The 20132-nt window shown below is 65.3% G+C and carries 20 protein-coding genes; 8 read left to right on the forward strand and 12 right to left on the reverse strand.

The window, feature by feature from the left end; genetic code table 11:
• Positions 1 to 52 precede the first annotated feature (52 nt).
• A complete protein-coding gene (locus JLZ96_RS11795; protein WP_032367151.1) occupies positions 53 to 1363 on the forward strand; it encodes a cytochrome P450 in 1311 nt (436 codons plus the stop codon).
• Here JLZ96_RS11795 and JLZ96_RS11800 read toward each other — a convergent pair.
• The 5 genes from JLZ96_RS11800 to JLZ96_RS11820 form a co-directional block, all read right to left on the reverse strand.
• Positions 1341 to 2423: an ABC transporter ATP-binding protein gene (locus JLZ96_RS11800; protein WP_201010168.1), complete on the reverse strand. Its 1083-nt coding sequence runs from the start codon at positions 2421 to 2423 to the stop codon at positions 1341 to 1343. The genes JLZ96_RS11795 and JLZ96_RS11800 overlap by 23 nt on opposite strands.
• Positions 2423 to 3751 carry an ABC transporter substrate-binding protein gene (locus tag JLZ96_RS11805; RefSeq protein ID WP_201010169.1) on the reverse strand — a complete coding sequence of 443 codons (1329 nt, stop codon included), beginning with the start codon at positions 3749 to 3751 and terminating at the stop codon, positions 2423 to 2425. Before JLZ96_RS11805 ends, JLZ96_RS11800 begins: the two co-directional genes overlap by 1 nt.
• 28 nt (positions 3752 to 3779) lie before the next feature.
• Entirely contained in the window at positions 3780 to 4670 is an 891-nt protein-coding gene (locus tag JLZ96_RS11810; RefSeq protein WP_027495271.1) for a carbohydrate ABC transporter permease, read from the reverse strand.
• Positions 4667 to 5599, reverse strand: coding sequence for a carbohydrate ABC transporter permease (locus JLZ96_RS11815; RefSeq protein ID WP_176457186.1), 933 nt, complete (start codon positions 5597 to 5599; stop codon positions 4667 to 4669). The genes JLZ96_RS11810 and JLZ96_RS11815 overlap by 4 nt, the downstream gene beginning before the upstream one ends.
• A 135-nt stretch (positions 5600 to 5734) precedes the next feature.
• A complete protein-coding gene (locus JLZ96_RS11820; protein WP_201010170.1) occupies positions 5735 to 6649 on the reverse strand; it encodes a L,D-transpeptidase in 915 nt (304 codons plus the stop codon).
• 278 nt (positions 6650 to 6927) lie between these two features.
• Here JLZ96_RS11820 and JLZ96_RS11825 point away from each other — a divergent pair, with 278 nt between their 5' ends.
• From JLZ96_RS11825 to JLZ96_RS11840, 4 genes are read left to right on the forward strand one after another with little or no spacing between them, the layout of a single operon-like run.
• Positions 6928 to 7647, forward strand: a complete 720-nt coding sequence (locus JLZ96_RS11825; protein WP_236253912.1) for a glycosyltransferase family 2 protein — start codon at positions 6928 to 6930, stop codon at positions 7645 to 7647.
• On the forward strand, positions 7644 to 8642 hold the full coding sequence (locus tag JLZ96_RS11830) for an acyl-CoA dehydrogenase family protein (protein WP_201010172.1): 999 nt from the start codon (positions 7644 to 7646) through the stop codon (positions 8640 to 8642). The genes JLZ96_RS11825 and JLZ96_RS11830 overlap by 4 nt, the downstream gene beginning before the upstream one ends.
• Positions 8636 to 9385: a PIG-L deacetylase family protein gene (locus JLZ96_RS11835; RefSeq protein ID WP_201010173.1), complete on the forward strand. Its 750-nt coding sequence runs from the start codon at positions 8636 to 8638 to the stop codon at positions 9383 to 9385. Before JLZ96_RS11830 ends, JLZ96_RS11835 begins: the two co-directional genes overlap by 7 nt.
• Positions 9386 to 9398: 13 nt before the next feature.
• Positions 9399 to 10028 (forward strand): class I SAM-dependent methyltransferase, encoded by a 630-nt coding sequence (locus JLZ96_RS11840; protein WP_201010174.1) that lies wholly within the window; start codon positions 9399 to 9401, stop codon positions 10026 to 10028.
• Positions 10029 to 10046: 18 nt separating this feature from the next.
• Here the strand turns inward: JLZ96_RS11840 and JLZ96_RS11845 are convergent, their stop codons facing one another.
• Together JLZ96_RS11845 and JLZ96_RS11850 are read right to left on the reverse strand one after the other, a co-directional pair.
• A complete protein-coding gene (locus JLZ96_RS11845) occupies positions 10047 to 10787 on the reverse strand; it encodes a GAF and ANTAR domain-containing protein (protein WP_201010175.1) in 741 nt (246 codons plus the stop codon).
• A 133-nt stretch (positions 10788 to 10920) separates the two neighbouring features.
• Complete coding sequence (locus tag JLZ96_RS11850) at positions 10921 to 11943, reverse strand: putative zinc-binding metallopeptidase (protein ID WP_027495263.1); 1023 nt, start codon at positions 11941 to 11943, stop codon at positions 10921 to 10923.
• Positions 11944 to 12155: 212 nt separating this feature from the next.
• Here JLZ96_RS11850 and nhaA point away from each other — a divergent pair, with 212 nt between their 5' ends.
• Positions 12156 to 14012 carry a Na+/H+ antiporter NhaA gene (nhaA, locus tag JLZ96_RS11855; RefSeq protein WP_032367158.1) on the forward strand — a complete coding sequence of 619 codons (1857 nt, stop codon included), beginning with the start codon at positions 12156 to 12158 and terminating at the stop codon, positions 14010 to 14012.
• 91 nt (positions 14013 to 14103) lie between these two features.
• Here the strand turns inward: nhaA and JLZ96_RS11860 are convergent, their stop codons facing one another.
• Positions 14104 to 15189, reverse strand: a complete 1086-nt coding sequence (locus tag JLZ96_RS11860) for a DNA polymerase domain-containing protein (RefSeq protein ID WP_094621804.1) — start codon at positions 15187 to 15189, stop codon at positions 14104 to 14106.
• Positions 15190 to 15191: 2 nt separating this feature from the next.
• Positions 15192 to 16241 (reverse strand): ATP-dependent DNA ligase, encoded by a 1050-nt coding sequence (locus tag JLZ96_RS11865; protein WP_032382378.1) that lies wholly within the window; start codon positions 16239 to 16241, stop codon positions 15192 to 15194.
• A gap of 104 nt (positions 16242 to 16345) precedes the next feature.
• On the opposite strand from JLZ96_RS11865, the gene JLZ96_RS11870 reads away from it, so the two are divergent.
• Positions 16346 to 16948 (forward strand): hypothetical protein, encoded by a 603-nt coding sequence (locus JLZ96_RS11870; RefSeq protein WP_032367160.1) that lies wholly within the window; start codon positions 16346 to 16348, stop codon positions 16946 to 16948.
• A complete protein-coding gene (locus JLZ96_RS11875) occupies positions 16945 to 18399 on the forward strand; it encodes an MFS transporter (RefSeq protein ID WP_236253914.1) in 1455 nt (484 codons plus the stop codon). The genes JLZ96_RS11870 and JLZ96_RS11875 overlap by 4 nt, the downstream gene beginning before the upstream one ends.
• Before the next feature lie 4 nt (positions 18400 to 18403).
• Here the strand turns inward: JLZ96_RS11875 and JLZ96_RS11880 are convergent, their stop codons facing one another.
• The 3 genes from JLZ96_RS11880 to JLZ96_RS11890 form a co-directional block, all read right to left on the reverse strand.
• Positions 18404 to 19282, reverse strand: coding sequence for a universal stress protein (locus JLZ96_RS11880; protein ID WP_201010176.1), 879 nt, complete (start codon positions 19280 to 19282; stop codon positions 18404 to 18406).
• 96 nt (positions 19283 to 19378) lie between these two features.
• Complete coding sequence (locus JLZ96_RS11885) at positions 19379 to 19642, reverse strand: hypothetical protein (RefSeq protein ID WP_141215060.1); 264 nt, start codon at positions 19640 to 19642, stop codon at positions 19379 to 19381.
• A gap of 149 nt (positions 19643 to 19791) precedes the next feature.
• Positions 19792 to 20064: a hypothetical protein gene (locus tag JLZ96_RS11890; protein ID WP_139278565.1), complete on the reverse strand. Its 273-nt coding sequence runs from the start codon at positions 20062 to 20064 to the stop codon at positions 19792 to 19794.
• Between the last annotated feature and the right edge of the window lie 68 nt (positions 20065 to 20132).

The following is a 20132-nucleotide window of genomic DNA, read 5'->3' on the forward strand; positions in this document are numbered from 1 at the left end:
GTCTGCTACGAGAAACCACTCACATAGGCGGGACAACGGGGAGGACAGTCGGATGAGGGAATTCGTACGGTGGATCGCGGCACACGGGGTCATCAGGTTCGGGGCCAAGCGTGCTGCGGCCGCCGGTGACCGGCAGGCCATGCTGGTCGCCGATCCGGCGACACGGGCAAATCCGACGCCGGTGTACGAGGAACTGCGGGCGACGGCACCGCTGGTGAAGACCCGAATCTCCAACATCACCGTGCATCACCGGGTGGCGTTCGCGCTGCTGCGCTCCGACGATTTTCGGGTCACCCAGCTGGGCGGCACGCTGCCGGCACCGCTGAAGTGGGTGGAACGCCACACCCGCTCCGGTGCCCTGCATCCGATCCTTCCGCCGTCCCTGCTGTCGGTCGAGCCGCCCGATCACACCCGCTACCGCAAGCTGGTGTCCTCGGTCTTCACCGCCCGGGCGGTCGCGCAGATGCGAGATCAGGTGCAGGAAACCGCGGACGCGCTACTCGACGAACTGACCGACGGCAGCCCTGTCGTCGACATCGTCGACCGATACTGTGCTCGCCTTCCCGTCGCAGTCATCGGCCGCATCCTCGGTGTTCCGGAGAAGGACAATCAGCGCGTCCTCGAATTCGGCGAAATGGCGGCACCCAGCCTCGACATCGGTATCTCGTGGAGCCAGTTCAAGCAGGTGGAGCGTGGCCTCATCGGTTTCGACGCCTGGCTCTCGCAGCACATCGCCGAGCTTCGCCGCAACCCCGGCGACGATCTGATGAGCCAACTGATCGCCGCCGAGGACGAGGGCATCGGCCTGAACGACGAAGAGCTCAGGGCCACGGCAGGATTGGTATTGGCGGCCGGGTTCGAGACAACCGTCAATCTGCTCGGCAGCGGCATCCAACTCCTACTCGATCATCCGGATCAACTGGCTGTGCTGCAACAGGATCCATCGCACTGGCCGACCGCGATCGACGAGATGTTGCGGATGGAATCTCCCGTTCAGCTGACTGCTCGGGCGGCCAAGCACGACGTCGTCGTAGAGGGTGTGCCGATCACGAAGGACTCACTGGTCGTCCTCGTGCTGGCCGGTGCCAACCGCGATCCGCTGGTGTTCGAGGACCCCGACCGGTTCGACGTCACGCGCGACAACGCGGGTAAGCACCTGTCGTTCTCCGGCGGACGCCACTACTGCCTGGGCGCGGCGCTGGCCAAAGCAGAGTCGGAGGTGGGTCTGAAGACGTTGTTCGACAGGTTCCCCCACCTACGTTCGGCAGGCGAGGGAACCCGTCGCGACACGCGCGTATTGCACGGGTGGGCAACACTTCCGGTGGATCTGGGCGAACCCGTCAGGACAACCGCAGGCCGGTAGCGGAGTCGAAGAAGAACAGTTCGTCGAGCACCGGCTTCAACCGGACGGTCTCGGCGAGGGCGACCGACAGCTTGCGATCCACCCTCACCGAGATACGTCCCGAGGACGTCGTCCACTGACCGTCGGCGTTGGGTGCCGAGGCGTACACGAACGACTCCGCACCCAATTCCTCGATCAATTCGACGGTGAGCCGGAGTCCACCCGCATGTTCGCCGACGAGCTCCCACGATTCCGGCCGAACCCCGACGACGACGCGGTGGCCCGCCGACGACGGAACAGGGATCCGAACGTCTCCGAGGACCGCAGCGCCCTCGTGTACCGGAGCGTCGACGAGGTTCATGCCGGGAGATCCGATGAACCCGGCGACGAAGGTGTTGACGGGGTTGTCGTACAGCTCCCGCGGTGCGGCGATCTGTTGTAACTTGCCGTCCCGCAACACCGCAACCCGGTCACCCATTGTCATCGCCTCGACCTGATCATGGGTGACGTACACGGTGGTGGTACCCAATCGCTTCTGCAGTCCGGCGATCTGGGCCCTCGTCGACACTCGCAATTTGGCGTCGAGGTTGGACAGCGGCTCGTCCATGCAGAACACCTTGGGTTGACGAACGATGGCTCGCCCCATGGCCACTCGCTGCCGCTGCCCACCGGATAGCTTGCCGGGCTTGCGATCCAGCAGCGGCTCGAGTTCGAGCATCCTCGCGGCGTCCAGTACGCGAGCCGCTGTGTCGGCCTTGCTCATTCCCGCGTTTCGCAGTGCGAAGCCCATGTTGTCGCCGACGGTCATGTTGGGGTACAGCGCGTAGTTCTGGAACACCATCGCGACGTCCCTCGCCCGTGGGGCGAGCGAGGTGACGTCCACTCCGCCGATGTCGATGTGGCCGCTCTCGACGGATTCGAGGCCGGCCAGCATCCGCAGACTCGTCGACTTTCCACATCCGGACGGTCCCACCAGCACGATGAACTCGCCGTCCGCTATGTCGAGTTCGAGCGTGTCGACGGCGAGAGAGTCCGCGCCCGGGTACCTGTGCGAGACACCCGCATAGTGAACGGTCGCCATTACTTCGGCAGCTTCGGGGTGATCTGGCGGTCGATGATCTGTTGCAATTGATCCGAGACGGACGCGAATGTCGTTGCGACGTCTGCATTCTGCAGAGCGATCTGCTCGAGACCGCTACCGATGATCTTGTCGCCGCCGGGCACGAACACGCGGGCAGCGTCCTGGGAGCGGGTACGCGCCAACTGGTCGACGGCCGTCTTCGCGTTCGGGTTGGCCTCGAGGAACGCGATTTCCGACGGGTCCTGCTGCGCCGACTTGCGGACCGGCATGTACCCGGTGTTCTGCGAGAAGTACGCAGTGTTGGCACCGTTGGTCACGAAATCGATGAACTTGAGTGCGTTCACCTTGCGCTCGTCGGAGATCTTGGCCGGGATGGCCAGACCCGCGCCGCCGGTGGGGCATCCGGGCGCGCCGTCGGTGGCCGGCAGGAAGGCCGTACCGAACTCGAACGCGGCACCCTTGGTGATGGTGGACAGGTCTCCGGTGGAGGCGATCGTGGATGCGAGGATGCCCGCGGCGAAGTCGTTGGCGATGTCGTTGGAGACCGCCGCGTACTTCTTGGTGTGGATCATGTCCTGCAGGAACTTGCCTGCCGCAATGGTATTGGGGTCGTCGAAATTCAGCTCGAACTGATCGGAGTACGATCCACCGAAGGTCCAGATCGGTCCCTCGAACGTCCACCCGAGATAGTCGACGGCATTGCCCCAGCCGTGGGCGAGCTTGCCGTTTCCGACGACGGCCTGGATGCGCGGGCCCCACTCGTCGAATTCCTGCCACGTGGCCGGTCCGCGATCGGGCAGGCCGGCTGCCGACCAGACGGCCTTGTTGTAGTAGAACAGCGGAGTGGAGCGAGCGTACGGCAGAGCCCAGTGGCTCCCGTTCCAGTTGTAGTCGGCCAGCAGCGAATCCACGTAATCGGACTGGTCGACCCCGGCCGCAGAGAAGTGCTTGTCGAGGGGCTCGATCGCACCGGTCAGTGCGTAGTTGAACCACCAGACATCCGAGAGTACGACTACGTCGGGCACATCGTTGCCGGACAATGCCGCATTGAACTTCTGCGACACCTCCTCGTAGTTCTTGCCGCCGTCGATGAGATTGACCGTCAGTCCGGGGTTCTGCGCCTGGAACCGCGAGATCAGCTCCTTCTCGAATTCCTGGGACTTGCCCGGGTGGTTCGACCAGAAGTTGATGGTGTTCGCATCGCCTTCGACGCCGCCGCCGCCGCCGGACGATCCCGATCCGGGACCGCTGCACGCCGCGAGGGCTGCAGCCGCTGCAGCCGCACCGGTGAGCGTGAGGAAGCCACGCCGATTGATGATGTGTGCCATGGTGTTCGACTCCTGATAGTGAGGTGGATCAGCCCTTGACCGCACCGGAGGTGAGGCCCTTGATCATGTGGCGCTGCAGGACGAGGAAGACGAGAAGAATCGGCAGAATGGTGAGCACTGTCGCGGCCATGACCGCTCCCCAGTTGGTGTAGCCCTCGCTGTTCTGGAGCAGCGTCAGGCCGACCGGGAGCGGAGCAACCGACGAGTCGTCGGACATCAGGAACGGCCAGAGGTATTCGTTCCATTCGGTGACGATGGTGATGATCGCGAACGCCACCATCGTCGGACCCGACAGCGGCAGGATGACGCGGAACATCAACCGCACCGGGCCCGCGCCGTCCATGCGCGCGGCCTCGATGATCTCCGGTGGCAGCGACAGGAAGTGGTTACGCATCAGGAAGGTACCGAATGCAACGCCTGCCAGCGGAATGATGATGCCCTGAAACGAATTTCGCCAACCGAGCTCGGAGATGAGCGAGTAGTTGGAGATGACGGTGATCTGGTTGGGCACCATCAGCGCGGCAATGATGACGAGGAAGACGATGTTCTTGCCCGGAAAGCGCAGGAACACCAGGCCGTACGCACTGAGCACACCGAGGACGAACTTGATCGACGCGACCGCCGTGGTGATGACGATCGAGTTGCGCAGGTACGTGAAGAACGGCACCTCCGTCGTCGCCTCGTTGTAGTTCTGCGGATGAAAACTGCTGGGCCACCACGTGACCGGCTGAACGTAGATGTCCGGGCGGTCCTTGAACGAGGTGACCAGAATCCAGAACAGCGGCAGGCCGATCATCAGCAGGACGGCAACCATCGCCGCGTAGCCGAGGACATTCGCGCTGCGACGCGTGCGCTGCGGGTCCCGACCGAGCGAAGGCTTTTCCGGGACTGCAGCATCGGGCTTGCTCACCAAGGTCATCGCTGATCGTCCCGATCCATGATTCGTACCTGTACGAGAGTGACGATCAACAGCACGAGGAACAGGATGGTCGCGACGGTCGCCCCGTAGCCCGCCCGGAAGTTGCGGAACGTTTCCTCGTAGACCTGGTAGACCATCGTGGTGGTTCCGGTGCCCAGTGGGCCACCGCGCGTCATGACATTGATGATGTCGAAGACCTGAAGGGAGTTGAGCAACACCGTGATCGAGAGGAAGAACGTCGTCGGACGCAGTTGCGGCAGAAGCACTTTGCGGAACGTGGTCCAGCGGCCGGCCTGGTCGATCTCGGCCGCTTCCATCAATTCCTTACGTACACCCTGCAGCGCCGCGAGGTAGATAACGAAGGTGTAGCCCAGGTTCTTCCACAGGTAGGTGACGGTGATCATGACCATCGCCCATTTCGGATCCTGATAGAAATCCGGGACCGCACCGAGGCCGAATCTGCGCATCAGGTCCTGCACGAGCCCGAAGTTGGGATCGAAGACGAACTGGAATGCGATACCGATTGCGGCGCCGGAGATCACGTACGGCGCGAACACTGCGGAGCGAACGAAGTTGCGGCCCCGCAGTTTACGATCGAGCAGCAGCGCGAGTATCAGGCCGAGCACCAGCGAGCCGACGACGGCGGCCACGGTGAACACGACAGTGTTGCCGACTATCTGCCACGTGTCGTCGCGGGACGCCCACTCGCGGTAGTTCTCGAATCCGACGAACGTGGACGTGGGCGAGGACAGGTTCCAGTCGAAGAACGAGAACTGGAAGTTCTCCACCAACGGGCGGTACGTGAAGACCGCCAACAGAACCAGGTTGGGTCCCACGAGAATCAGGAACAGTGCGTAATCGGTCCACGGCCGCGAGAAGAAGCTCTTCTTGCCTGCCGTGGGCAGCACTCGTTCGGTTGTTGCACTCACCGCGAGGACTGTGCTCAGTCGCGGCTAACGAATGGTGAACGCGGCCCCAACTGGTGCCGTCACGCAGACCAAATGCTGCGCAGTGGTGTGGTTATGTGCCGCGGAGGGCACATAACCACACCACTGCCGCAGGCACTAGCGGTTCCAGTCTCCGAGGCCGTCGGATCCGCTGAGGGTGCCGCCGTCGGTGTTGACGACGATGACGGGGTCACCCTTCTGAGCGTTCCCGAAGAACCACTTGCCGTCTTCGGTGCTGACGTTGAGGCAGCCGTGCGAGGAGTTGGAGTAGCCCTGCTGCGACTCGGACCACGGTGCCGAGTGGACGAAGATGCCGCTGTAAGAGATGCGCGTGGCGTACTCGACGTACGTGCGGTAGCCCTCTTCGGAGTCCACCGGCACCCCGTAGGTGGAGGAGTCCATGTACATGTCGCGGAAGCGCTCGCCGACGATGTAGGTGCCGTTCGGGGTTTCGTGGCCGACTTTGCCCATGGAGGTGGGCATCGTGCGAACGACCTCGCCGTTGCGGGTGACGGTGATCTGCTTGGTGTTGTCGTCGGCCGTGGTGATGATCGAGTCGCCGGTGGAGAACTCGGCTTTCGCGCCGCCTGCTTCGACGGTCACCTGGGTGTGCGCCGGGTAGAACTCGTTGGGCAGCCACCGCACCTGAGTGTCGTTGATCCAGTAGAAGTGGCCGTCCACGGACGGGTTCGTGGTGACGCGGATGGCGCGCAGTGCGGCGTCGCGATCTCCGATGGCCTCGTCGAAGCGGATCGCGATGGGTTGCGCCACTCCGACGACCTCGCCGCCGGACGGGCTGATGCTGGGATCGGCGAAGTTCGCCGGTGCCAACGGGGCCACCCGCTGCTGCGGGGCGGGTGCCGGTGCCGCCGGGTCCGAGGATCCGGGCAGGCCGGGGATCGACACGTCGGGGCCGCCCGGCCACAGCGGAGCCGCCTGGGCAGATCCGAATGCTGCAGAGGCGGCGAGCGCCGTACCTGCGAGAATTGCCCCGATACGGGCGAACCTGCGAGTGCGAACCTGAGTTGCCATGTGACCCGACCATCCTTCGTACTGCGTCGTGATGCCCAGTAGCAGTGCTGCCGCGGGGCAACGCCCATTAACACATACCACCCGGACTTTTGCTAATCGGATATTGCCGAAAACGACGACGGAATCCACGACGACGAGTAGCTTTCCGCCACCCGAGCCCCTTCTTCGAGCCGTAGGTGTCGATCGTCTGTGAACGGGTATGTCGCATGCAACGTACTCCGTCCAGCCACCGGCGGTTCCGCAACGGGCTCGAGGTCCGGTGTCCGAAAGGGTGGCTCGTGACTGTCGATACCAGCACTCCAGTCCGTCGCATCGTCGTCGTCGTACCCGCACACGACGAACAGGATCTGCTCGACGCCTGCTTGAATGCCCTGGCGAAGGCCGCACGTCGCGTCGCCGACGTCGCCCCGGTCACGGTATCCACGACGGTCGTTCTCGACGCGTGTACGGACGGTTCGGCGCGTGTCGCGGCGCGTCACCCGTCCGTCTCGGTCGTGACGGTGGCCCATCGCAACGTGGGAGCCGCGCGGGCGGCCGGATTCGCAGAGGACCTGAACGGCGGTCTGGGCCGCGCCGACACGTGGTACGCCACCACCGACGCCGACTCGACGGTGGGCGAGCAGTGGCTGGTGGGGCATCTGCGGCACGCCGCCGAGGGTGCCCGGGCCGTGGTCGGGACGGTGTCGGTGCGCTTCGAGGACCGCATCGTCGACGACGAAGCACTGCGCTCCTCCTATGACGCTCAGTACGTGAACGAGGTGGGCCATCCCCACGTCCACGGTGCCAACCTGGGTGTTCGGGCGACGGACTACTGGGCGGTCGGCGGGTTCGCGCCGCTCGCCACCGGCGAGGATCACGACCTGGTCCGTCGTCTGGAGCTCGGCGGCACCGTGTGCCGCCGAGTGTGTGACATTCCGGTCGATACTTCGGGCCGCCTGCGCGGCAGAGCACCCGACGGTATGGCCGGCTTCCTTCGTTCTCTGGAGCCTTCTGCATGACCGACACCGGATTCGTCGACACCACCGATCGCACCACCGATCTCGAGTCGGCGTTACGCGCGCAGTTTCTCGCGTTCGAGGCCGACGGGCGGTTGGACCTGGCTCTCCCCGGCTCGGGAAACACAGACCACCGGTGGCAGTCGCTGGCTGCGCTGGGTCGGCACGACACCGTCCTGGGCCGCTGGGCCGAGGCACATACCGATGCGCTCGCGATTCTGCACGAGCTCGACGGCCCGACGCCCGAGCGTGGCCAGATCTGGGGCGTGTGGGCTGCGGAACCCCCGGCTCCGATTCTCGAAGCGGTACGCGGCGATTCGGGGTGGCTCCTGTCCGGGACCAAGCCGTGGTGTTCGGGGGCGTCCGTCTGCACCCACGCACTCGTGACCGCTCGCGTCGACGGCGAGCCGCGATTGTTCGCAGTGGACCTGACTCATCCGGGTGCTGCCCCGGTGCCGAACACGTGGCATGCCGTCGGAATGCGCGAGAGCGACTCGGGCTCGGTCGAATTCGATCGTGTCCCCGCTGTCGTGGTCGGTGGACCGACGGACTACCTGACCCGGCCGGGCTTCTGGCATGGCGCGATCGGGGTGTCGGCCGTCTGGTTCGGTAGCGCCTGCGCTGTGGCCGACACCCTGCATGCGGCCGTGCGCTCGCGTCCCGACCCACATCGCGCCGCTCACCTCGGTGCCATCGCATCGGCTCTCGGAGCCGCGTCGAGTGCCCTGACCACCGCGGCGGCCGAGGTCGACGCAGATCCGTTCGACCGCTCCGGCCGCGCTCGGATCCGTGCTCGCATCGTGCGCGCCGTCGTCGAGGATGCCGCCACGCAGTGCATCGACCGCGTCGGGCGAGCGCTCGGTGCCGGCCCGCTGTGCGCAGACGCAGAGCATGCTCGACGCGTCGCCGACCTCACCGTCTATCTACGACAGAGCCACGCCGAACGCGACCTCGAAGCCCTCGGACACGACATCGCACAGGAAGACAACCCTTGGTAGAGAACGCATTCGATGCCGAAGTCGACCTCGGTACCGCCGAATCGGACTGGCTGTCCGCAGATTGGTCGATTCCCGGTCTGCACTGGAGCGACGTCGTCACCATGGTCGTCGTGGCACCCCATCCCGACGACGAAGTACTGGGCGTCGGCGGGTTGCTGTCGATGGCCGCAGCTGCGGGCGTCGACGTGCGGGTCGTCGCGGTCACCGACGGCGACGGTTCGCATCCGGAATCTCCGACGGTGACGGCCGAGGACCTCCGCGCCCTGCGGCCCGTCGAGTCCGAGCGTGCCCTCGCCGAACTGGGCATCGTTCAGCCGCCGACGCGGCTGCAGTTCACCGACGGCGAGGTCGAGCGGCACGAGGACGCTCTGGCCCGCGCGCTGGTACCGCTGCTCGACGCCACTCCGGGTACCTGGTGCCTGACGCCGTGGCGGGGGGACGGCCACCCCGATCACGAAGCCACGGCGCGTGCCTGCCTCACCGCGGCCGCCGTCGTGGGGATACCGGTGGTGGAATATCCGATCTGGATGTGGCACTGGGCAACTCCCGAACACCGAGCGGTGCCGTGGTCACGCAGTCGCCGCATCGACCTGCCCGCGCATGCCGTCGAGGCGAAACGGGCGTCGATCGAGCGTTTCGAATCTCAGATTCGACCGCTGTCCGATCACCCGGCAGATCGCGCAGTGTTGCCACCGCACATCCTGACGCGGTTCCGACGTCCGTTCGAAGTCGTCTTCGCATGAGTAGGCTGTCCGCATGAGCTTGAGTCCGGAGTACTTCCGCGATGTGTATGCCGCGCACGAGGATCCGTTCATGCTCGACAGCAAATGGTACGAGCGTCGCAAGTATGCCCTCACCCTGGCATCGCTGCCCAAGCCCCACTATCGACGCGGCCTCGAACCCGGTTGCTCCATCGGCGTGCTCACCGAACAGCTCGCTGCCCGCTGCGAGCATCTGGTGTCGACCGACGTGGTGCAGAGCGCACTGGATACGGCTCGCGCGCGCGTAGGCGAGAGTGCTGCAGTCGATTTCGCACTATGGTCCCTCTCCGACGACGTATCTGCGTTGCCGAATCCCCACGAGAAGTTCGATCTGATCGTCGTCAGCGAGGTGGGCTATTACCTCGACGCCGACGACCTGGCGGCCGCCATGAGCCGCAACGTCGGGCGGCTGGAGGCCGGAGGCACACTGGTGGCCGCGCATTGGCGTCACGACGTGGACGACTATCCCATCTCGGGCGACCGGGTTCACGAGATCATCGCTGCCACAACCGGACTGGCTGCACTGAGCCGCTATCTGGACGAGGACGTGCGGATCGAGGTGTTCATCGCCACCGATGCTCCCGCCGTATCGGTCGCCAGCACCGACGGACTCGACGTGCGATGAGGCCCGAAGCCCCGGTCGCTATTCGGTGGACTTCGCCGCGTCGTCGACCAACTGCACGGCGAGATCGGCCAGCTTGACGTTGGTGTCCTGAGAGAGCTTGGCCAGCAACGCGAACGCCGCCTGCGAATTGAGGTTGTAGCGTTCCATCAGCATGCCCTTGGCCTGCCCGATCAGATCCCGGCTGGTCAGCGCGGCCCTGATCTGCTGTTCTTCCCGGGCGCTGGAGAACGCGATGGCCGCGTGCGCAGCGAACAACGAACCGATGGATTCGGCCTCGGCCGAGAACGCGCCGGTTCGCGTCGAATGCAGGTTGAGTGCGCCGAAATTGAACCCTTCGACGTAGAGCTGAAAGCAGATCATGCTCTTGACCCCGAGCGCAGACGCTGCATCGGTGAACTGAGGCCAGCGAGTCTCGCTGTCCATGTCGTCGATACGGATGGTCGTCTGTTCGATCGCCGACTCGAGGCACGGCCCCTCGCCCAGCTGCTCCTGAATCTTGTCGCAGTGCCCGGCAACTTCTCCCGACAGAGCGGCGCTGTGCACGAACTTGCCCTGCATGACCGTCGTGATGGATGCGTACTCGGCATTGGGGACCTGAGCGACCGCGGCCTCGGTGATCATGGCCAGTACGCGATCGGGATCGGAATGCTGACGCCGCAGCTTCTCGGCCACCTCGGCCAGCCGGCGACTCAGCTGGAAGTCGGTAACCCGCGGGATGGCACCCGACGCGTTCAGTGTCTGCTCGCTGATGGTGGTCACCTCGTCCTACTGCTGCACTCTGCCCGCGACTGCACTCTGCCCACTAATGCGCAGGGGGCGTACCCGGTATCGGCGGATGCCGACAACACAGGATACGCCCCTGGGCGCTGAGCTCAACGACCGTGAGCGAGGCTCACAGAGCGCTGGGTGCCACCAGAGAGTGCACGAAGCCGATCTTCTTCACGACGGTCGCCGGCAGCACGAACGGGTACAGGTCCTGGTGACCCATCGATCGGTTGATCTGGTTGAGTGCCCACGACAACGGCAGCCACCAGTCGATGATCTGATCGAAGCCGACCTCGCCGGGCAGCGGGCTCTCGAGGGTGGATCCGGCCGGTGCCATCCCGAAGGCCGCGGCCGTGTCGAGGGTGTCGCGGATGTGCAGGTAGTGGGCGAAGGTCTCGGCCCAGTCCTCGGCGGGGTGCATGGTGGCGTAGGACGAGACGTAGGTGTCCTCCCAGCCCTCCGGTGCACCTTCGCTGTAGTGGCGATCGAGCGCATCCTGGTAGCTCGAATCCGGATCGCCGAACAGTTCCTCGAACGCCGCGCGGTGTTCACCGTCTCCGACCAGCACCATCTGGTAGTAATGGCCGATCTCGTGACGGAAGTGCCCGACCAGCGTGCGGTAGGGCTCCGACATCTCCACGCGGAGCTGCTCGCGGTGCACGTCGTCGCCCTCGGCGAGGTCCAGGGTGATCAGACCGTTGTTGTGACCGGTCATCACCTGCTGGTTGGCGCTGGAGAGCAGATCGAACATCAGACCCGTGGACGCGTCCTCGTCCCGGCCGACGATCGGCAGACCCAGCTCGGTGAGCTCGAGGATGACGCGACGCTTGTTGGTCTCCGCGTCCGCGTAGGCGGCCATGGCGTCCAGGTCGTCGTCGGCCGGGCGAGTCCGCGTCAGCCGGCAGGACAGGCAGAGGTCGTCGGAATCGGATGCGTCGACCAGCCAGTTGCAGCGTGCGGTGTTGAGATTGGCGCACGTCTTCCAGATGGCACCGTCCACCTCGGCCTCGGAGATGCCGTCTTCCTTGTCCGGGAGCACCAGGAGGGCTCTGCTCGGCAGATGGAAGCCGAGTGCGCTCGAGCAGCTCAGACACAGTGAGTTCTCGAACGACAGCTTCTGTCCGCACTTGCGGCAGATGAAATCACGCATGGATGTTCCTTAGTGGCAGGGGTGAGTCGGGCTCGTATTCCCGATTCTCGGCGGACTAATGCCGTTCGCCGAATATGTCGTGCACATCTCTTCGACAACGCTTCCCGGCAAGAGAACCATCCAGGGTACTGACCTGCGTGGAAGTAAAGCGTCGACCGCCGTGTTGGTACAGACTGCTTCACAACACCTCCGAGGAAGGACCCGGGCTGCAGATGGCAGATCAGATCACGCCGACGGACCGGCCGATGGCACGATTCGTCGAACGGATCTCGCGGGCTCGCGGCGAGAAGAACAGTGAAACCTTGGCCGCGGGCTTCCTGCTGGCGGCCACGTTGATCGCCCTGATCTGGGCGAACTCACCACTCGGTGACACCTATCAGTCGTTCTGGCACACCGAACTGTCGATCACCGTGGGTGAGCACGGCATCTCCCTCGACCTCGCCCACTGGGTCAACGACGGGCTGATGGCGCTGTTCTTCTTCGTCGTCGGCCTCGAGGTCAAACGCGAGTTCGCGATGGGTGAGCTCACCGACAGATCGCGCGCAGCGATTCCCATCGTGGCTGCACTCGCCGGTCTGGCCGCACCCGCGCTGCTGTTCCTCGCCTTCAACCCCTCCGGCCCGGCCGCCCAGGCCTGGGGCGTGGTCATCTCCACCGACACCGCGTTCCTGCTCGGTGCCCTTGCGGTACTCGGCCCGAAGAAGGCCGCGCGGCTGCGGATCTTCTTGTTGACGCTGGCCGTGGCCGACGACGTGGGCGCGCTGGCGATCATCGCGTTCTTCTACACCGACGATCTCGACGTGGTTCCGTTGGTGTTGGCGTTCATCGGGCTCGGACTGATCTTCCTGTTGCGTCGGCTCGAAGTGTGGCGCGGTGTCGGGTACTTCGTCGTCGCACTGTTCACGTGGGTCGCGATGTACGAGTCGGGAGTTCACCCCACGCTCGCCGGCGTGATGATCGCACTGATTCTTCCGGTGTACCCGCCGCGTCGCTCCGAGGTGGAACGAGCCTCGGACCTCACCCGCGCCTTCCGTCAATCGCCGAATCCCGAATACGCCCGCGCCGCGAGACTCGGCCTGGATCAAGCCGTCTCGGTCAACGAGAGACTGATGCGCCTGTATCAGCCGTACACCGCGTTCATCATCGTGCCGATCTTCGCGCTCGCCAATGCCGGGGTGGTGCTCAGCTCGGACACCCTGAAGGCTGCCTCCACGTCGACGCTCACCTGGGGCATCATCGCCGGCCTGGTGCTCGGCAAGCTCATCGGAATCACCGGGGCCTCGGCCATTTTCGCGAAGTTGCGACCCTCGGCTCTGGCTCCGGGGCTGACCATGTCGCACATCGCGGGCGGTGCGGCGATGTCCGGAATCGGATTCACGATCTCGCTGTTCATCATCGATCTCGCGCTCGACGATCCGCTGCTGGCCGACGAGGCCCGCGTCGGCGTGCTGGCGGCCTCGGTCATCGCTGCCCTGCTCGGCTGGATTCTGTTCCGCATCGACGCGAGGATCCACCCGCCGAAAGCCGAAGCGTCGCTGCGTATTCTGCGTCCGGTCAGCGCCAAGCGCGATCACATCCGCGGGCCCGTCGACGCTCCGCTGACGATCGTCGAATACGCCGATTTCGAATGCCCCTTCTGCAGCAAGGCAACCGGCAGCGTCGCCGAGGTACGCAAGCACTTCGGCGACGACTTGCGGTACGTCTACCGACACCTACCGCTGGACGACTACCACCCCCATGCCCGCTACGCCGCGTACGCCAGCGAGGCCGCCGCAGCGCAGGGCAAGTTCTGGGAGATGGCCGACGTGTTGTTCCGCAACAGCGACGCCCTCGAACCCGACGACATCGACGGGTACGCACGCGAACTCGGCCTCGACATGGACAGATTCGAGGACGACATCCGCACCGGCGACTACGTGGTGCGCGTCGAGGACGACGAACTCGACGCCACCTCCTCCGACGTGGGCGGCACTCCGACGTTCTACCTGGGTCGCGGCGACAAGAACCTCACCCGCCACGTGGGGCCGTACGACGCGGCGACGTTGATCCGGGAACTCGAATCCATGTGAGGGTGGGCCGGGTTGCACAGAACACGGCTCGATCGACCGGATCCCGTCGACAACGCTACGTAGTGTGCAACCCTGCCCAGGCCGAGCGGAACTAGCTGTCGGTGCGGTTTCCTTCCGCATCCCAGTGCTCGGCGACTTTCTTCGACGGCTGCACTCGGGGCGGTTCGCCCGGCATCTTGGGGTAGTCGGGCGGGAAGTTCAGCTCACCACCCGGCAGTGTTTCCCACAGGTGCAGAAGCGGTTCCAGTGAGTAGGCCTTCGTGTCCATGTCGGCCCACGGGTCGCCGTCCTGCACCAGGTCCGGCACGGTGACGAGGTTGAAGTCACGCGGATCGGTGACGTCTGCCAACTGCGACCACGTCATCGGCGTACTCACCGTCGCTCCGGGCCGGGCTCGCAGACTCCACGCGCTGGCTATGGTGCGGTCACGGTTGTTCTGGTTGTAATCGATGAAGATGCGTTCTCCGCGTTCTTCTTTCCACCAGTTGGTGGTCACCCCGTCGTCGCGACGTTCGAGTTCTCGGCCCAGGCCGATGGCCGCATGGCGCACCTGCTCGAACGTGTACTCGGGCTCGATGCGCACGTAGATGTGAATGCCCCGATTGCCACTGGTCTTCGGATAGCCGCGTAATCCCAACTCCTCCAGCAACTCTCGCGTCACATCGGCGACGCGAAGGGCGTCCGCGAACGTCGTCCCCGGCTGCGGATCGAGATCGAGCCGCAGCTCGTCGGGATGGTCGACGTCCGGTCGTCGCACCGGCCACGGATGGAAGGTCAGCGTGCCCATCTGGGCTGCCCACACCAGAGACGCAGTTTCGGAGGGACACAGTTCCTCGGCAGTGCGCTTGCTCGGGAACGCGATCTTCACGGTCTCGATCCACTCGGGCGCACCCTTGGGCAACCGCTTCTGATAGAAACCGTCGCCCTCCTTGTCCTGCGGGCCGAGCGCCAATCGCATGCCCTCGCGGTAGCCGTCGGGCCACCGCTCCATCGCGGTCGGGCGGTCGCCGATCGCCCGCATCAGCGGTTCGCCCACCGCGGCGAAGTATTCGCACACCTGGAGTTTGGTGATCTCCGGGGTGCGTTCGGTCGTTTCGTAGATCACGCGGTCGGGACTCGACACTCGCACTTCGCGCTCCCCCGCCTGCACGAACGCCGGTGGTGTTTTCGCGGCCATGTCTATCGCCCTCCAGCAATCACATCGGCGACGTCGTAGCGCACCGGCACTTCGAGCTGGTCGTAGGCGCACGAGCGGGGGTCGCGATCCGGGCGCCAGCGCAGGAACCTGGCCACGTGCCGCAGCCGCGCGCCTTCCATCTGGTCGTAGGCCACTTCGATGACCCGCTCGATGCGCACCGGAATCCAATTGCGATCGTTGGACGAATTCCAACGGGTCGCCTCGCCGTCGTAGGTGACGTCGTCACCGAGCCGGAGCGGTTCGAGTTCTTCGAGCAACTCCAGCCGCCGCTTGTCGGTGAACGCCGACGCTCCGCCGATCATGCGCAGATCCTCGCCGTCGTACAGGCCGAGCAGCAGTGATCCGATGCCGTTGCCGGACTTGTGAATTCGATAGCCGATCAACACGCAGTCGGCGGTACGGGCATGCTTGATCTTGATCATCTCGCGCTTGTTGGGCAGGTACGGCCCGTCGAGCTTCTTCGCTACGACGCCGTCGAGGCCCGCTCCCTCGAACCGCTCGAACCAGTCCTCGGCCACGGCCGCGTCGTCGGTGGCCGAGGTGACGAAGCAACTCGGCCCGCCCGTGCCCACCGCGTCGAGCAATCGCGCCCGCCGCGTCGAGAACGGCTCACCCGTCAGATCCTCGTCGCCGACGGCCAACAGATCGAAGCCGATGAACTGCGCCGGTGTCTTCTCCGCCAGCATCGTCACTCGGCTCGCCGCGGGATGGATGCGCTCGGACAACGACTCCCAGTCCAGGCGCGTGGAACCGTTCTTCTCGCGCGGCACCACGATCTCTCCGTCGATGACGATCTTCTCGGGTAGTTCGGCCTTGACGGCCTCGACGAGCTCGGGAAAGTAGCGAGCGAGGTCCTTGCCGCCGCGCGATCCCAGCACCACCTCGTCGCCGTCGCGGAACACGATGGCGCGAAACCCGTCCCATTTGGGCTCGTACGACCACGCCGGCGGCCCGTCCTCGGGCTGAGGAGGCACCACTTTCGCGGCTTTGGCGAGCATCGGCGCAACCGGAACGGCGAGAGGAAGATCCACGCACTTCATCCTGCCTCATGCGGCCGACAACCGAGTCCGATATTTTCTACACACATACGGTCGATGCACCCAGCACGCTTCTTTCGTCGAGAGCAGGACTCACCATGGCGTCACCCACTCGTTCGGTCCGCGCTTTCGTCGTCGCTCTGTCCGCTTGCGCGGCGGTGCTACTGAGCGGATGCGCCTCGGAGGTATCCGGGACCGCCGTCGCCATCTCCGGTGCCAGCATTCCCACCACCACGACGCCGCCACGCACCACCACCGGTTCCCCGACCCCCGACATCGACGAGGGCGGCAGCGTCGACATCGACGTCGAGATCGGCCAGTGCGTCGAACTCGGTGGGACGGTCGAGAACGCCACCGTGGCCAATGCGACCTGCGGATCCCCACAGTCCAACTACGTCGTGTTCGCCAAGACTCCGACCTCGGCCGAATGCCCGCCCGACGCCGATCAGTACTACTACGAGACGTACTTCGACATCGAACAAGGGGCCCTGTGCCTCGACATCGACTGGATCGTCGGTGGCTGCATGGACCTGGTGGGCGAGTTCGCGCAACGCGTCGACTGCGCCACCCCGGGTGCCGACACCCGCCGGGTCGTGACCATCCTGCAGGGCACCACATCGGTCGACGACTGCCCCGACCCCGCGTTGTACGGATTCGAGAAGGACTCCCGCAACTTCGTCGTCTGCGTCGAGAAGTTGTGACCGAGCAGCCTGCAGAGCGGCCCGATGTAGCCATTTCCCTGTCCAGTGCGCGGGGCCGATGGATCGTCGCAGCCACCGTGCTCGGGTCGTCTCTGGCGATGCTCGACGCCACCGTGGTCAACATCGCGCTGCCGGCGATCGGTCGGGATCTGGGATCGGGTGTCACCGGGCTGCAGTGGACGCTCAGCGGTTACACGTTGGCGCTGGCGTCGCTGATCCTGCTCGGCGGCTCGCTCGGTGACCGGCTCGGCCGCAGGCGGGTGTTCGTCTGGGGCACCGTCTGGTTCACGGCGGCCTCGGTTCTGTGCGGTCTTGCCCCCAGCATCGAGGTGTTGATCGCGGCGCGCCTGCTCCAAGGCATCGGCGCGGCATTGCTGACCCCGGGTTCGCTCGCGCTGATCTCGGCGTCCATCAGATCCGACGATCGCGGAGCCGCGATCGGGCTGTGGTCGGGGTTGGGCGGAGTGGCGTCGGCGATCGGTCCACTGCTCGGCGGCTGGCTCGTCGACGCCGTCGGCTGGCGCGCGGTGTTCTTGATCAATGTTCCGCTGGCCGTGGTGGTCGTGTGGGTGGCGATGAAACATGTTCCGGAGAGCCGTGATCCGCACGCTGCCGGTCGCCTCGACGTCCCCGGCGCGGTGACGGTCGCCGCTGCCCTCGGGCTGCTGACGTACGGCCTGATCGAGTCCCACGTTCTTGCGCTCGCGTTGGGGATCGTCGCGGTCGGAATGTTCGTGGTGATCGAGCGCCGCACCCACGATCCGCTGGTACCGCCGTCACTGTTCGCCTCGCGCGTGTTCCTGGCAGCCAATCTCGTGACCTTCGCCGTGTACGCCGCGCTCGGCGGGGTGTTCTTCCTCCTGGTGTTACAGCTGCAGTTCGCGGTCGGGTTCTCCCCTGTCGCAGCCGGATTGGCCACCATCCCGATCACCGTGCTGATGCTCGTACTGTCGGCCCGCGCGGGCCGGCTCGCGGGGCGCATCGGCCCGCGCATTCCGATGACGGTCGGGCCGCTGCTGTCGGCGGCGGGGCTGCTGCTGATGCTGCGCATCGGGCCCGGATCCACCTATGTCGCCGATGTTCTCCCCGCCGTCGTCGTGTTCGGCCTCGGCCTGTCCGCTCTGGTGGCCCCGTTGACCGGAGCCGTCCTGAGCGCGGCACCGGACGACCGCGCCGGAATCGCATCGGGCGTCAACAATGCTGTCGCCCGTACCAGTCAACTGCTCGCCGTTGCTGCGCTGCCCGCGTTGGCCGGCATTGCCGGGTCCGATTACTCTGCACCGCAGGTGTTCTCGGCCGGGTTCCACTCGGCGATGCTGATGTGCGCCGGGCTCCTGGTACTCGGCGCAGTCATCGCGGCGGCGCTGATCAGGAGCACTGGCGACACCTCCGACTGCCCACCGCACTGCGATCTGGGTGCACCGCCGGTCGACAGACGCAGCGTCGACTGACTGCTCACCGCACGATCAACACCGAGCATTCGGCATGGTGCACGAGGTTCTGACTGACCGACCCCAGGATCGCACCGCGGAGGGCACCTCTACCTCGGCACCCGACCACGAGCATCGATGCCGACGCAGACAGCGCTCGCAAGCCTCGCGTCGGGCTCGATTGGGCACTGACCGTCGTGAGCTGCACAGCCGGATACTTCTCGTGCATCTTCTCCACATGTGTTTCCAGCCAACGCTTCTCGTCTTCCTGCACCGCCTGCCAGTCGATGTAGCCGGCGCTCATCCCGATGCCGGCCTGAGCCGCGGACCCCCAGTAGTTGACTGCGATCACGGGTGCGCCCAGGTTGTCGGCCATCTCGAGCGCGGCACCCAGCGCTCGATCGGACTGTTCGCTGCCGTCGATCCCGACCACTATCGGACGGACCACGTCGGCCTTGTCGTTTTCGTTGCGGAGCAACAACACCGGACACTTCGCGTGCGTCATGACGCGCAGCGTGTTGCTACCGAGGGTGAGGTCGCGGATCGCGCTCGACTTCCTGGATCCCAGCACCACCATGTCTGCTCCCACGTCGGCCACGTACGACGCTATGGTGCCGTCCACACTGACGGTGTCCACGGATACCCCGGGTGCGGCGGCGTGTACCTCGCCCTCTGCTCGGACGAGGTGTTTGCGGCCCATGGCGCGAAGATCCCTCTCCAGCGCGCCACCGTCGACGAATGCTGCCGACCCGTACCAATCCCCTACCGGGACTGCATGAACGAGACGTACGGTCGCGTGGACCTTGTCCGCGTAGGTGCCGGCCCATCGGGCTGCAGCCTCGGCCTCGACCGATCCGTCGATACCCACGACGATCGGAAGTGTGCGGGCGGTGGAATTACTCATGTGATCTTCCTGTCTCGATGTCGACGGCCACGGCACAGTCGCCATGACATGATGAATTGCGTTGCAGTCGAATTGGCAGTCCGCGCTCGCGTCCGGTCAGCGGCCGAAGAGCGCGGACACTTCGTCGAGGTCGATGTCGGTTCGGCAACCGCTCGGCTCCAATTCGACGTAGAAACTCTCGTAGCCGCGCGGGTCTGCACCGCGCTCACCCGTGCTGCGCCGCTCGAACACTCGTGCGTCCGGCCACCGTTCGAGCACAGCTGTTCTGAGGATGTGTCCGTCGGGCGAGACCCCGCTGAGCGGCCCGTACTCGGCGATCACCACCGAATGGACGACACCGTCGATCGATGCAGTGGTCACCGGAAACACCATCGGTACCGATTGCGTCGGAATTTCGACGACTACGGAGTCGGAATCGACCCGCATCGAGCCCGGCACCTGTGGCCTTTCACTGTCGGTCCTCCTCGTCGTTCCTGCTCTCGCGGGCTCACGTCCGCCAGAAGTCGGCGTCACATCGACCCCGCCACAGAATCGGAACCCGAAGGCGCATGCGATCTTTGCGCGGCGTGCTGCCCTGCACGAAGGCTCACTGCGGCCATCACGAACATCGCTGCTGCCGCACCTCCGCAGACCGCAGCCCAGCCGGTCACACCGGACGCGAGCAACGTCAGGAAAAGGCCTACCGCGGCGACGGCACACACCAGTAGCACTTCGGCGAGGACATTTTCGGCCTCGGCCAACACGGCCTGCCCGTCGTGTCCGTCGTGTACTTGCTGCTTCATCTCGAACTCCTCGAAGTCGACGAATCGGTAGAACCGACATTGCCGAATTCTCGATGCCGACGGCAGGG

The organism is Rhodococcus sp. NKCM2511 (assembly GCF_014905595.1).
Taxonomy (GTDB): Bacteria; Actinomycetota; Actinomycetes; order Mycobacteriales; family Mycobacteriaceae; genus Rhodococcoides; species Rhodococcoides fascians.